Annotated in this window: 11 protein-coding genes; 6 read left to right on the top strand and 5 right to left on the bottom strand. The window is 61.9% G+C overall.

The genetic code is table 11. The annotated features are described in order from the left end of the window. Positions 1-105: 105 nt before the first annotated feature. The 3 genes from BLT65_RS32460 to BLT65_RS32450 all read left to right on the top strand — a co-directional run bounded on the left by BLT65_RS32460 (position 106) and on the right by BLT65_RS32450 (position 2734). Positions 106-570, top strand: a complete 465-nt coding sequence (locus BLT65_RS32460; protein WP_091785810.1) for a cupin domain-containing protein — start codon at positions 106-108, stop codon at positions 568-570. 456 nt (positions 571-1026) lie between these two features. Continuing rightward, positions 1027-2145, top strand: a complete 1119-nt coding sequence (locus BLT65_RS32455; RefSeq protein WP_091785807.1) for a transglutaminase domain-containing protein — start codon at positions 1027-1029, stop codon at positions 2143-2145. 328 nt (positions 2146-2473) lie between these two features. Further along, the gene (locus BLT65_RS32450) at positions 2474-2734 is read left to right on the top strand and encodes a hypothetical protein (RefSeq protein WP_091785804.1); all 261 of its coding nucleotides are present in this window, start codon (positions 2474-2476) and stop codon (positions 2732-2734) included. A gap of 220 nt (positions 2735-2954) precedes the next feature. On the opposite strand, the gene BLT65_RS32445 is transcribed toward BLT65_RS32450, so the two are convergent. From BLT65_RS32445 to BLT65_RS32435, 3 genes are all read right to left on the bottom strand, one after another. Then, entirely contained in the window at positions 2955-4619 is a 1665-nt protein-coding gene (locus BLT65_RS32445; RefSeq protein WP_244186813.1) for an FAD-dependent oxidoreductase, read from the bottom strand. Positions 4620-4707: 88 nt separating this feature from the next. After that, positions 4708-5976 (bottom strand): RNA polymerase sigma factor, encoded by a 1269-nt coding sequence (locus tag BLT65_RS32440; RefSeq protein ID WP_091785799.1) that lies wholly within the window; start codon positions 5974-5976, stop codon positions 4708-4710. After that, complete coding sequence (locus BLT65_RS32435; RefSeq protein WP_091785796.1) at positions 5973-6344, bottom strand: YciI family protein; 372 nt, start codon at positions 6342-6344, stop codon at positions 5973-5975. The genes BLT65_RS32440 and BLT65_RS32435 overlap by 4 nt, the downstream gene beginning before the upstream one ends. A 402-nt stretch (positions 6345-6746) precedes the next feature. Here BLT65_RS32435 and BLT65_RS32430 point away from each other — a divergent pair, with 402 nt between their 5' ends. After that, positions 6747-7874: an aminotransferase class V-fold PLP-dependent enzyme gene (locus tag BLT65_RS32430; protein ID WP_091785793.1), complete on the top strand. Its 1128-nt coding sequence runs from the start codon at positions 6747-6749 to the stop codon at positions 7872-7874. 252 nt (positions 7875-8126) lie between these two features. On the opposite strand, the gene BLT65_RS32425 is transcribed toward BLT65_RS32430, so the two are convergent. Further along, complete coding sequence (locus tag BLT65_RS32425; RefSeq protein ID WP_091785790.1) at positions 8127-8762, bottom strand: hypothetical protein; 636 nt, start codon at positions 8760-8762, stop codon at positions 8127-8129. A 14-nt stretch (positions 8763-8776) separates the two neighbouring features. Continuing rightward, a complete protein-coding gene (locus tag BLT65_RS46720; protein WP_143036608.1) occupies positions 8777-9223 on the bottom strand; it encodes a hypothetical protein in 447 nt (148 codons plus the stop codon). A gap of 129 nt (positions 9224-9352) precedes the next feature. Between BLT65_RS46720 and BLT65_RS32420 the strand changes: the two genes are divergently transcribed. Then, a complete protein-coding gene (locus tag BLT65_RS32420; protein WP_091786101.1) occupies positions 9353-10729 on the top strand; it encodes a hypothetical protein in 1377 nt (458 codons plus the stop codon). 17 nt (positions 10730-10746) lie between these two features. After that, positions 10747-13617, top strand: a complete 2871-nt coding sequence (locus BLT65_RS32415) for an SEL1-like repeat protein (protein WP_244186811.1) — start codon at positions 10747-10749, stop codon at positions 13615-13617. Positions 13618-13871 lie beyond the last annotated feature (254 nt).

Here is a 13871-nt window from a genome sequence, read left to right as displayed (position 1 = left end):
CCTGGTTTTGAACCGCCTGCCCGATGGCGCGACAATCCAACAAAGACAAAGCACGTCAGAGCACTGTACGCCGATGGTCCTCCCTTAATCGAAAAGGACGAGAACATGCGTCAATACCTCTATCTTGCGGCGTTACCCGCCGCCTTTGTTGCTGGCATGTTTGCATCCCATCTTGGCACCCCGGCGCAAGCCCAGCCGTCAAACGCGCCGCTAACGGCGCAGATCGTCGACCTGGCGGCCATGACGGATGCCGATCTCGGCGCACAGATCCCGAACATGGGTACCTTGCGTTCGAAGGGACTGGTAGTCACGCCGAGCGGGACCATCGCAGTGCAGAGCGGTAACGTACCCAAGCATACGCATCGAGGTTCCGACGAAATCCAGTACGTGATTTCGGGAAGCGGCACTTTCTGGCTGGGTAACGAACAGCGTCAGATTCACCCTGGCGACCTGATCATTATCCCGAAGGGGACGGTACATGCGGGGGCCGAGCCGACCAGCGGCGAATTCAAGGTCCTTTCTATCAAGCTGCCGCCGCAAGCTCCGGGCGATATGCAGATGGTTCCCTGACGTGTCGTCGATATCCGCGCTACCTGGTGGTTATGGCTGTGCGAGCGGATGCTGGACCTTGAAGGGCAAATGATCGGCCATCGCCGTCATTCGAGAACGGGCGCATATATGGCGGCTACGTGGCGCCGGGGGAACCCGCGTCTTCGTTAATTGACCTGCGCGGCCGAAGGAGCGATGGAAGGGGGACATGGCCTCCGACGTTAAAGTGTGCGGGTAACGCCAACGGATATCGCGTGCCTGTTGGGCGGCGGGCGTCATGAGGCATTTGCAGCACCCAGCCTCGCAAAGACAATTCCTTGTTTAATCAACGGCGTAGAGCGATACGACGAATTGGCACGTCGCATGCAATGTTGGTTTCAAGCCAGCGTTGCCTTGCGTCCAACGGCGTAAAACGGCATCGGGAGGCTTCGAAACACCGGGCGCATCGGCGCCCGGTGTGGCTTCCGGGAGTTTCATATGCCGCTCGCTCGACTGCTCCTCTGCTTTATCCAGTGCTCGTTAGCGGCCGCGGTGCTGTTGCCCGCCGTCGCGGGCGCTACGAACCTGCCGCCCGCAACGCAACGCTTTGCATCCGGCACGCGCGACGCGGGTCCTGGCGATTCGGCCACGCCTCACGCACTGAAAGCGGGTATTGAGCGCCTGCGCACCGGGACGTGGTGGGAAGCCAACCGTAAGATCCGCCCGGAACTCGCGCAAGTCGGCGACCTGATGTTCCTCCTGCCGCTTGCCGACAAGCAGCTCGAACCATCGTCGGATGCGATCGGCCGCGTGCAGCGCCTGCGTGAAGCGCTGCGCAGCCACCTGACGCGTGCCCCCGCCGGCTGGGCCCGCCTCGTTGCGCAGGTGCAGGCAGAGCGCGCAAAGGCGGGCGAGGCGTCAGCCGTGCTGCTCGCCGACGCGCTCGTCAACGAGGTCCGCTACCGCGACGGAACCGACGGCAGCTACTACGCGCCGTCACGGTTCTTTGCCGAAAGCGGCGTGTGCAAGGATTTCGCCGTCGCCAAATACCTGCTGCTGCGCGACGCGGGTTTCGACATCGCGCGGCTGCGTCTCGTGTCGCTCGCGCCGCGCTACAACAACACGCCGGACGACTGGCACGTCATCCTCGTCGTGCAGATCGACGGCGCGAGCGAACCGCTCGCACTCGATTCCCCGAGCGCGCCGACCGCGAAGCGCGCCAGCGATACGGCCAGCGAAACATCGCCTACGAGCGGTCCGTCCGCGCTGCTCGGCGCGATCCTCGCGGGCCGCGAGCCCGCCAGCGCTGTGCTGCGCGCGCCCGCAGGACCGCTTACCGCGCCGCTCAGCCGATCGGGCCAGGCGCGGCGGCCGCTTGCGACAGTGTTCAACGAACAGGGCAGCCGGTCGTTCGAACGTGCCGCGCCGGGCGCAGTGCGGCGCGCGTCGGCGGCCGGGCGAGGCGCGAACGCGATGTATGTCGACGAGATGGGCGAGTCGTGGAAAGTCGACGGCTCCGCAACGTTTCCGAAGTGGCGCGTCGTCGTTGAGCAGGCAGATGCGCTGGCGAAGCCGGGTCCGGCGCCAGGGCTGATACGCGTCGTGGCGGCACGCTGAACGAGGCGTGCATGGCGCGCCGCGCCCGACGCCGTCGCGACCAGAAAAGCACCGCCACGCGATCGACCCGCAGAACACGCCGAGGTGCTCTAAATCGCCGTGTGCGCTGACTCTCTTCTGCTGTCGCTGGCGCTGAGCAGTGTCATGTCCTCAGTGGGGAACACACTGGGACTTGCCTCGTCGAGCCTTCGCCGCAAGGCCGTGATCAGACACAAACCGACAACAATGAATTGCCCTGATCGTGCTCACATCTAAGCAGTTGCCGATTTACACTGCATTCGCTGAGGCAGCAAAAGGCTGCGCGCGAAACACTCCCTGGAGAAAACACATGAAACTCGTTCAGTTCATCGTCGCTGCATCTATGTTGGTCCCGGCTGTATCTTCGTTCGCTCAGTCGACGCCGCTGACGCTGAATGACGACGTTAGAACACAACTAGCCCACGACAAGATGACATACCGATTTTCGGATTCCAGCGATCGGGAGCAGGCTTCAATCAGTGATGCCAAACGTAGTGCGACGCTACCGCACCAGATAACCGGAATGGACATGGGTCGCTACTCGCTATCAGTAGTGCGCCCTTCGTTTTAACATCGTCGATGATTACCGTCACGTCGCTATCCCAGTCAGAGTCGAGGATAGCGGCGACGAGGTTGTCGACCTTCACGTGTGGTGGACGGCGCTTGGCCAAATGAGCGCTGTCAGCGGCAACAGGCCCAAAACGATCTATCCGACGCATCGAAGCGGCCGTTCAAAATCAATTGAAACCCATTGCGCCAGGCACACATACGCCTGACTGCCGCACCCGATGCTAACTGGCGTCGTACTGCAGGTATTTGTGGGCGAATGCGATTGCCATGCTGCCCTCGCCGACGGCTGAAGCGACACGTTTGACAGGGCTCAACCTCACATCCCCACAGGCAAACACGCCAGGAACACTCGATTCGAGCAGATAGGGATCCCGGCTATGAGACCAGTGTCCCGCCTTGACGACGTCGTCCCCGGTGAGAACGTATCCACGCGCATCGCGAGCGATTTCCGTTGGCAACCACCCGGTTTCTGCATCGGCGCCAATGAACACGAACAATCCACCACAGTCGTGCCGGCTCACCTCCGCGCTCAGCCCATCGCGTATGTCGATCGCCGTCAGATGGGTATCGCCGTATGCGCCGACAACTTCCGAACGCAGTTGCACCGCCACGTTTGACTTGCTGCGAAGCTGCTCGATCAGATAGCGAGACATGCTCTTCTCAATTGAATCGCCTCGCAAGATGAGCGTCACCATGCGTGCATGATTGGCAAAGTACAAAGCGGCCTGGCCGGCCGAGTTTCCACCGCCGATCAGATAGACGTCGAGTCCATGCGTTGCGCTAGCTTCGCTGCGTGACGCACCGTAGTAAATTCCTTTACCGATAAACCGGTCGAAGCCATCGATCGCGAGGCGGCGCCACGCGACGCCCGTCGCGAGAATGATTGTTCGCGCATGGATAACGTCGCCTCCGTCGAGGTACACGTTACGCCCGTCGACATCGATTCGAGCGATTGATCGTGTCACCAGAATCTCGGCACCCAGCCGCCTTGCTTGCTGCAAGGCACGGCTCGCGAGTTCGTCGCCTGACACACCGTTTGGAAAGCCGAGGTAATTCTCGATGCGCGAGGAAGTCCCGGCTTGTCCGCCAGGCGCTTCGCGCTCAACCACCACCGTGCGTAAGCCTTCCGACGCACCATACACCGCCGCAGCAAGACCTGCCGGGCCACCACCGATGATCAACGTGTCGTATCCGGCAAGGCGGGGCTGCGTCTGCAGACCCAGCAATCCGGCGAGTTGGCGTGTCTCCGGCCGGCAAAGCACCGTCCCGTCGACCAGCCGCAAGGCCGGGCAATCCTCCTCTGGCGGGCGAGTACCCGGCCAGCGCGCTGGCAGTTCAGGCGCATCGGGCGTCATCCAGTCGCAGCTGATCTGGTTGCGGGCCAGGAACTGGCGCAACGCGGTACAAGCCGTGTCCCAGCGATTGCCGACAAGGGTCACGCGGGGCTTGGGCGGCTCGGCGGAAAGGCCCTGCAGTCCGCCGATGCGCTCGCGGGCGAGGGCGCCCATCTTCAACGCAACTTCCGGTGACGCAGCAGCGAGTGTGTAGTAACGCTGAGCGTCCACACGCATGACACGCGATGGCTCCGCAGCCCGATAGGCGCCTGGGAACGGGGAACTCAGCGCGAGCGGCACTTCGCCAAAGATGGTTCCGGGCAGTCGCCAGCCCAAGGTGCGCTCGATGCCGTCGAACGTCTTGATGACTTCCATCTTGCCGGCCAGAACGGCATACAGCGCTCGCTCTCCACCTTCATGGACCGCGAATTCACCCGCGCACAGATGCAGGTCTGCGGACGTGTGCGCGAGATGCTCCAGCTCGTTGTCGGAGAGTGTCGAGAAGAGTGGTATCGCCCGGATGTCATCGATGGTGAGCATGGCTTCGTCCAAACAGGGCAGATGAGGTGAAGCTCGGTCCACGGACAGCAGGCAGACTCAGCCAGTATATGACCTCGCGTGACAGACGCAAGGCGCCAGGCTAACTGCTCGCCGATGACAACTCGAAACGCTTGCGCTGCAGGAACCGGCGCACGGCGGGATCGCGCACGAGGCCGATCGCAAGATCGTACGCGCAGAGCGCTTCGGCCGTCGCGCCGGCACGCGCGAGCAGATCGGCGCGCGCGGCCCAGTACGGCTGGTAGTCGGCCAGTCGCGGATCGTCGGCATACGGCTCGAGCGCGTCGAGCGCCGCCCGTGGACCGTCCCGTTCCGCCAGCGCGAGCGCGCGGTTCACGGCGACCACCGGCGACGCTGCAATCGTGAGCAGGGCATCATAAAGTTGTACGATCTCGTCCCAGTTCGGACGATGGGTGCGGCAACGGTATATGTGTGCCGACTGCAGCGCGGCCTCTAGCTGAAAGCGTCCGATTGCGTTGAACGCGTTCGCGCGATGCAGCATAGCGTCGGCTGCGTCGATCATCGGCGTGTTCCATGTCGCCGGATCCTGAGCCGACAGCGGAACGTAATCGCCGGCCGCATCGCGTCGCGCGTCGCAACGTGCTTGCGCATACAGCATCAGCGCGAGCAGCCCCAGCGTCTCCGGCTCCTCGGGCAGCAGTTCGACGAGCAGTTGCGCAAGAAACAGCGCCTCGCCCGTGAGATCGCGCCTCTCGGTATCGCCGCCAACCGGGTCGGCCCATCCTTCCGCGTAGACCGCATAAACCGCTTCCAGCACCGCATCGAGCCGACCGGGCAACTCCTCGCGCTCGGGCACGCTGAACGGAATGCCTGCTTCACGGATCTTGTTCTTTGCTCGCACGAGGCGCTTGCTCATCGCCGCGGGTGACATCAGGAACGCGGACGCAATCGTCTTCGCTTCGAGCCCCAGCACCACCTGCAGCATCAGCGGCGTGCGAATCGCAGCCTCGAGGGCAGGGTGCGTGCAGGCGAACAGCAGCGCAAGCCGCCGGTCGGGCAACGCGCCTGCTTCACGCTCGTCGATCTCGTCGGCGAGGATCGCGAGCTGGTTCACGACTTCGTCGCCGACGCGGCGATGGCGCGCGCCGTCGATCGCACGGCGGCGCGCGACCGTCATCAGCCACGCTTCGGGATTCGCGGGGCAGCCGCGCTCCGGCCAATCGGCGAGCGCGGCCGCGAACGCGTCGGCGAGCGCGTCCTCGGCTGCGGCGACGTCGCGCGTGCGCATCGCCAGCAGCGCGACGAGCTTGCCGTAACAGCGGCGGGCGACCGCCTCGGCAATCGAACGTGCCTCGCCGTCGGCGTCACGGTCGCCGCCGGACGGACTCATGCAGCGGATGGCGCGTCGTAGGGAGCCGTCCAGATGGGGCGAACTTCCATGGTGCCGTACCCCGCGCCGGGACAACGTGACGCCCACGCGATCGCCGCGTCCAGGTTAGGCACGTCGATCAGGTAGTAGCCGCCGAGCTGCTCTTTCGAATCGGAAAAGGGTCCGTCAAGCACCTGCGGCTTGCCGTCGACGAGCCGCACCGTGGTGGCCGCGTTCGTGTGCTGTAGCCGGTTTGCGCCCGCCAGCACCTCCGCTTTCTTCAACGATTCCGTGTACGCCTGATACGCGGCGACGCCTTGCTGACGCTCGCTGTCCGTCATCTGGTTCCAGCGGCCTTCTTCCGAATAGATCATCAACAGGTATTGCATATGAGTCTCCGTCATGAGGTTGAGGCGGGTGAATTCATCAGGTCGCCATCACAATGACGCTCGGACCGCATGCTGACGGACATATTGCGTCGAAAAGTTGCGGACGGCACAGCCGCTTTACTCGAACCGACTAAAGTGTTCCATGCCTCACTGCATTGTTCGGTCTTCATGGCACACTCCTACAAGCAAGAGGAGAGTTTCATCTTGAAGCCACGCTCGGGCGAAGCTAAACAATCGTGCCGGTTGTTGCCGCGCAGCATTTTCAACCGGCGTGACTCGGCGGCTGGTCCCTGCCAACACTTGCTGGATGGGTAACGGGGGCGTCTCGGCCGATGGCGTTGCAGGTGGCTTTCGTTAGAATCTGTTTTCGATTCGTTTATTCGATTATTACCGGAGGCGAATGTGCCAGGTCTACTTCCCGATGTCGACCGCGAGGGGCTCCTCGAATATTCGGTCGTTTACACCGACCGATCAATCAATCATATGTCGCAGCTCTTTCAAGGAGTCATGCGCGATATCTCCGCCTCACTGAAAAAAGTCTACAACGCAAAGTCGGCTGTTGTCGTCCCGGGCAGCGGGACGTTCGGCATGGAAGCCGTTGCCCGGCAGTTCGCGACAAACAAGAAGTGTCTGGTCATCCGCAATGGCTGGTTCAGTTTCCGCTGGTCGCAGATTTTCGACATGGGCGGCATTCCGTCTGAATCGACGGTGTTGAAGGCGCGTCCCGTCGAACAAGGAAGGCAGGCCGCATATGCACCGGCTCCGATCGAAGAGGTGGTCGCTGCGATCAAGGAAAACAAGCCGGATCTGGTCTTTGCGCCGCATGTCGAAACCGCATCGGGGATGATGCTGCCGGATGACTATTTGCGCGAGGTGTCTGATGCCGTTCATGGCGTCGGCGGCACGTTTGTGCTGGATTGCATCGCCTCCGGTACGGTCTGGGTGGATATGCAGGCCAGTGGCGTCGATGTGCTCATCAGCGCACCGCAAAAGGGATGGAGCGCGTCACCGTGCTGCGGATTGGTCATGCTCAGTCCACTTGCTCGCGAAAGAATCGACTCAACGACTAGCACCAGTTTCGCTTGCGATCTTCGCAAATGGCTGCAGATTATGGAGGCCTACGAGAACGGTGGGTTCGCGTACCACGCCACGATGCCCACGGACAGTCTCGCGATACTGCGTGATGTCATGAAGGAGACTGAGGCATACGGCTTTGACAAAGTTAGAGCGGAGCAGATTGAACTCGGTAAGCGCGTTCGCTCACTCTTGACGGGTGCAGGTTTTAAAAGCGTGGCGGCGGAAGGTTTCCAGGCTCCGGGTGTTGTGGTCAGCTATACGGATGATGACGGTATGCGGTCCGGGAAGAAATTCGCCGATGCTGGCTTGCAGATCGCGCCTGGCGTTCCTCTTCAATGTGATGAGGGGGAAGACTTTAAGACGTTCCGGGTGGGGTTGTTTGGCCTGGATAAACTGCATGACGTCGAAGGCGCGGTCGCCAGGCTCGCTAAGGCGTTGGATAGAATTCTTTAGGGCGCTTTTGCGGAGTGTGTGCGCATGGCGGGAAGACTCCGGAACCTGCCGGATTAGCTATGCGCACGTTTCGGCCATTGCCGACTTTCGCCTATCGGCACGGCGAAGGCCGCTCAACGACTCAGACCGGCGATTCGTCGCGTGTCGACTTCGAATGGCAGCTTCATGCATCGATCAGTGGGTGAATTCGACCCGGAGCGGCCCTTCAGGCAGCTCAAAAGCAGTCGTTCTTGCCGCATCCGACGCCCGCGCTCATGCCCCTTGGAGTCTGAAAAAGAATGTCTCGGATTGACGATCCGTTTCCCATGGACAAACGCCGAAATTAGTGAGCAACGCCTCATATAGTAAGCGCTTCGTCAAGTCGTATTCTGCGATGCGTATTGCACCATTGTCCCGGGTAAATATCTTCTGCCATTCCTCCCGTGGACAATCGTCTTCCTCAAAATATGTTGACGCTGAAAACCAGTGAACCTCGAAGTCCTTCGGCGTGCCGCATTCGAGTATCGGAGGCAATCCTCGGACCCCGGTCGTCTGAAGTCTTGACCGAGTTCGTGCGCCACGCTCGAAGAAGGTATAGCCATAGCTCCCGCCTGAGTCGTACTGACAAAAAGCAAGCAGAAGGTCTGGTGATCCGGTCACTGGGATAAGTGGCTGACCATCGATCGTTGGATCTGACAGTATGTGCCAAACAAGATCGTGACTATAAACAAAGCAGACGTTGTCGAAGAATTGCACCATGACATCGCCTCGAGACCTAATGTCAAATTCACCACGGTCCGGCGCTTCTATTTGCGCGACGTTCTTATTGAACAGCTTGGAAACGAGTTCTGCTGTCGATTCAGTTTGGATTTCCGTACGAAATCCAATGCCTGCGAGTGCAATTCCCATTGTGTCGTCACTTCTTATTGTGAAAACCGGTAAGTCACATAGTCAATCTCGACGCCGATCGTTGCCTGACAAACCCGAGTGCCCACGGTTCGCTCACAACGAAAGACTGCGGCATTGTCGACGATTTGTGGAGCCATGTCGAATGTCCCAAACTGGCCGAACCCGGAACTACCGGTTCGGCGCAGTTGCGAGAGAGTTGCACGACCGCCGACCTTCCGGAGTCGACCCATTGCTGCCTTTCGCAATAAAACCTCGGCAAAAGCGGCTCTTGGTTCAGTAGCGGCCATTCGTCCGCGAGTTGGCAGATAGCGAGCGATCGTAGAAGCCATGCCGGAGGATGCTGCCCAAGGAGTTTCATACGTCGCGAGAAAAGGATGACTGAGATACCTTGGACTTGGGAATCTCAATCGACCGTTTTGCGCCTGCGAGAGAAGCACAACCAGGATGATGAAGCCGGCCATTGTTCAAGAATTCCCCCGACTTGCCGATATCTCATCCTGCCGCATCCTCGTCATGTATGCCGCTTGAATGAATCGGTGAGCCTGGGCGTCGGGTCGCCGGTTCAATGGCCATTTGAACATTCGAACAAGATGAAGCTAAAGACCAGTTTCTACGGGGTAGTGCTGTTTTTCACGGTAGCAAGCGCATATGCACTCGATATGCGAAGCACGCAGCCTGTTGCGCCCGAATCAGAAGCGCCGACAACCGCGCCGGTCAATCCCGCGGCTGTGACCAATGAGCGTATCCGCCAATTCTTAAGCCAGTCGGGACTCGATCCTGCTTCGGACAACGGCCGTTTGCTGGTGGAGGTGTTCACGCGGATCGCGGCCGACGCAGAATACCGCGAGAAGTTCAGCAAGTTTTCGCAATCGCGGGGGATGTTCGGCGGCCAGCTATCCCCCGACGATCGCTTGCGAGTGCTGCACTTGATGAAAGATCTGGCACAAGGCAAGAAAGGCGATTGCGACGCCCTCACCGCCAATGGGCGCGACTTCGTTCTGCTGGCAAAAACGCTTTCGCCACATGGCTTCAAGGATTTGTTGGATATCGTGGAGATTTCGATCGGTCGCAGCATGCCCGACTCGTACGACGAGCGATACACCACTGCGGAACTGCTAGCCGCTGAATCGGACCTCGAATCGGGACTCGTAGCAAAACTGACGCCTCAATTAAGCGCGAAGGTTAAGCCAAACTTCTGTGAATTGGTGAGCGCAGGTGTGGACGCGATCGATGCAATGCCACCGGCATCGCGCCAACGCGCAACCTACGAGTTTTTTCAGACTCTCGACCAGAAACCATCGGCGCGCGCGAAGGTGCTGGCCGACCCATCCGCGTATCTCGACGACATGTTCGACGAACGGCGCTTGCCCGATCCGATCCGCCGGAAGTTGCCGGCGAACGGCAGTCGCCCTTTGCCGTATGCGCGTCTCGTGATTGACGCCGAATGGCGTGATCAGTCGAACCCGAACAAACCTTCGCCGTTCAAGGACACGTTCGTGAACCGTCGTAATAATGGCGTGATCGCCGAACTCGTCACGCCAAGCGTGGACTCCCCCAGGAAGGACTGGTCCGACTTCTATCTGAGCTACGGTGTCGCAGACCTGCTGCGGCAAAACGTCGGGTCCGAACTGACGCCGCTCGGCACGTTGAAGGACGACACGGCCGTCGAGGTCGCGAGTCTGCAGCTTTTTGAAGGGCACAGCATCGCGTTCCCCGTTCCCCTGCCTTCGGAGTACGGCGAGACGGCCAGAACGTGCGAGGTCGGCAAGACGGTTCCCGCGTCGACGGTCTTCAGGTCGCTCGATGGAGACGCGGTCGAACTGCATTGCAAATTCGTGAAGAAGAGCGGCAGCACGGAGCTCATCAACGTCGCGTTGCTCGTGAACTATGGCATCCCATGGTGGACCTCGTATGACGACGAGGACGGCCACACCGACATCGTCATCAAAAACGTGACCGTGCAGTAGCCATGAAGGTGCGACACATGAAACGCGAAGGCGCGCGTCGCAATGTCGGCACGTTGCTGCGCGCTGCGTTCGCGGGGCTGCCCGTCGCGGCCATGGCGTTACCCGCGCCGCCGCACGCTGCTCCCGTCGCGCTGCTTTCCGGCACTCAGCTTCCTGCCGTGGCGCCATTAATGACGATCGAAGACAGAACGACGCCCTGCGCCCTGGCGTTCGACTATCGCTTCTGGAGCGCGTCGCCGCTCGACAAACCGAAAGACGAACGCACGCGTTGCAGGGACGAAGCCACGCGCGGCAACTTGACCGCGCGAGCGCTGTACGGCCAGATGATGACGTACGGCTACGGCGGGGAGCGCGACACCCAGCGCGGTGTCGCAATCCTCGAGTCAGCGGCGCTCGAAGGATCGCTGCTCGCGCACCGCATACTCGGGAACGTCTATCGCGATGGCACGGCGGTTCCTCAGGACTACGCGGCGGCGCGCAAGTGGTTCGAATCGGCTGCTGCGCAAGGCGATGCAGTCTCGGCCGATGTGCTCGGCGCGATGAGCGCGAACGGCGAGGGACAACCGGTCGATAACACGGCCGCGTACCGGTACTTCATCCAGGCCGCCGACGCAGGCTCCGCGAACGGCGCGGCTAACGCGGCGCAATTTGCTGCGTTCGGGCGCGGCGTGCCGCGCGACCCCGCCGTCGCCGCTTCGTGGATGATCCGAGGTGCGACCGGTGGCGATGCGGGCGCCCAGTTCCTGCTCGGCTTCGCGTTATTGCGCGGCGAAGGCGTGCCGCGCGATCCCGCAAACGGCATTGGGTGGTTGCGCGCGGCGATGCGCCAGGGCAACCTCGCTGCCGAGGCAGTGCTGGGCGATGCATATCTGGAGGGCGTAGGTGCGCCGCGTGACGGCCGCCGTGGATTCGCTCTGATGTTGCGCGCAGCAACGCGAGGTTCGGTCTACGCGCAGCGCAGGGTTGGCGATCTCTATGCAACCGGCACCGGCGTCGCAAAGAACGATGTCGAGGCGCGCGACTGGTACCGAAAGGCATCGCTCGAAGGCGATGCCGCCGCTTGTGCCGCGCTCTCCGGACTCTATCGCACCGGCCGTGGCGGTCCCGTAGACCTGGAAGCCGCGCTGGGCTGGATGCGTGGCGCAGCGGACGCCGGTTCGGCATCGGCACAAAATGATCTTGGCGTGATGTACCGCGAAGGCTGGGGCACGCACAAGGACCCAGCCGAAGCGCACAAGTGGTTTGCAAAAGCGCAGGCGCAGGGGCTTGCCGTCGCCTCGCTCAATCTCGCGGTGTATGCACTGCGCGGAGAAGGCGAGCCGGTCGATCCCGTCAAGGCATTCAGGCTGGCCAGACAGGGCGCCGAGCGCGGCAGCACCGCCGCGGCGGTCACTGCGGCCGCCTGGGCGTGGCAGGGGCAAGGCACGCCCGTCGATAAGAACCAGGCGATGCGCTGGTATCGCTTCGCTGCGGACCGTGGCAACGTAGAGGCGGCGCGCTGGATCGGCAACCAATATCTCGCGGGTACCGATGTGCCGCGCGACGAGTCTCTCGGGCTGCATTACCTGACGCTCGCGACGGACGCGGGCGATTCCGCGAGCAGCGTGTCGCTCGGCGTGTATCTGACGGAACATCATCAGTCTCTGGCGGGAAAGACGGGCGTCGAGTGGCTCGAAGCGGCTGCGACACGCCGTGTCCCCGCGGCTTACGGCGTACTCGGCTATACGTACGCGCGCGGCATCGCGGGCAAGCACGACGCTGGCGCAGCGCTGAACTGGTTCTCCCAAGGCGCGCAACTCGGTGATCCGGCGTCGCAAGCATGGCTTTGCAGCGCGTACGCGTTCGGGAGTCCGAGCGTGCAACGTCGTCCCGACTATGCGGCGCGCTGGTGTCCGGCCGCCGCACGCAGCGGCAACACGATGGCGATGAAAGCTCTTGCCGACAAGGGTAACGGCATCGCCAACGACACTGATCGTGTGTACTGGCAATGGACGGTCGCGAATCAAGGCGACGCGAAATACCAGTCGATGCTCGGCGACAGCTACGATCTCGGCGAAGGCGTCACGCCCGATCTGTCGGCGGCGACGTACTGGTTCCGGCGTGCTGCGGAACAGGGCAACACATCGGCTCAAACGTCGCTCGCATGGCATCTCTTCACGGGCCTGGGCGGCCGAGTCGACGAGTATGAGGCGCTCACGTGGGCATCGAAGGCGGCGCCCGCCGACGCAGAGGCCAAACGGATGGTGGGTGTTGCGTACGCCTATGGACGCGGCGTCGAGCGCAATCCCGACGCGGGCCGCGTCTGGTTAGGAAAAGCGATGGCGGCCGGCGACGACGGGGCAGCCAGCGATCTCGCGACCCTGTACGAAATCGGGCCGCGCGCGATGCGCAACCCCGCGCAGGCGATGCAACTGCATCAGCAAGGCGCGCGAGGCGGCGCGGAGCAATCGCAGATTGCGCTCGCTTTGCATGCGTTGGCGACGGGCGCGGAATCGGAGCTCGCCAGCAATCAGCGGCGTTGGCTGGTTCCCGCCGACGCGGCGTCGAATCTGTGGCGCAACGATTCACTCACGCCCGAGGGCGAACTGCGCCAGCGCTGGGACGGTCTGTCATGCCTGAACGAGGCATTGCTGGGCAATCCCTTGATGCAATATGACATCGGCATGCGTTTTCTGGCCGGCAACGGCGTGCCGCGCGACCGTTCGATCGGGGCAGCATGGATAACCCGCGCGCGCGCCGGTTTCGAAGCGAATGGTGGGATACCGGCGTATGCCGCTGCGATCAGGATCGTCGAGTCGAGACTGGCCGAGCGCCTGAGCGACGACGAGAAACAGCGCGCTCGCGAGATCGCTGCGAATCTGAGCGCGACGGTGACCGAATTGCACTGAAGCCACGGCACTGTCGTTTTGCTGAATTCCGATGGCGCAAGCAAGGGCCGTACGCCACTGCCCTCGTTACTTGCGGCCGCTTTCACATGTGGAACCGCCGCCGAGACGTCAATGTGCAGCGGGATCGACTGACCGTTCATGGCCGATTGCTGTCCGACGCGGTCGGCAGAAACTGTTAAACGTTGTTCGATGCCTGCCCTTGTCCGCTGCCCTGTGAGTGCATGATGACGCGTGCGGGCAGGCGTTGGACAACG

The organism is Paraburkholderia steynii, from assembly GCF_900100565.1.
In the GTDB taxonomy this organism is placed as follows: domain Bacteria; phylum Pseudomonadota; class Gammaproteobacteria; order Burkholderiales; family Burkholderiaceae; genus Paraburkholderia; species Paraburkholderia terrae.
This window is presented reverse-complemented; position numbering and strand designations above follow the sequence as displayed.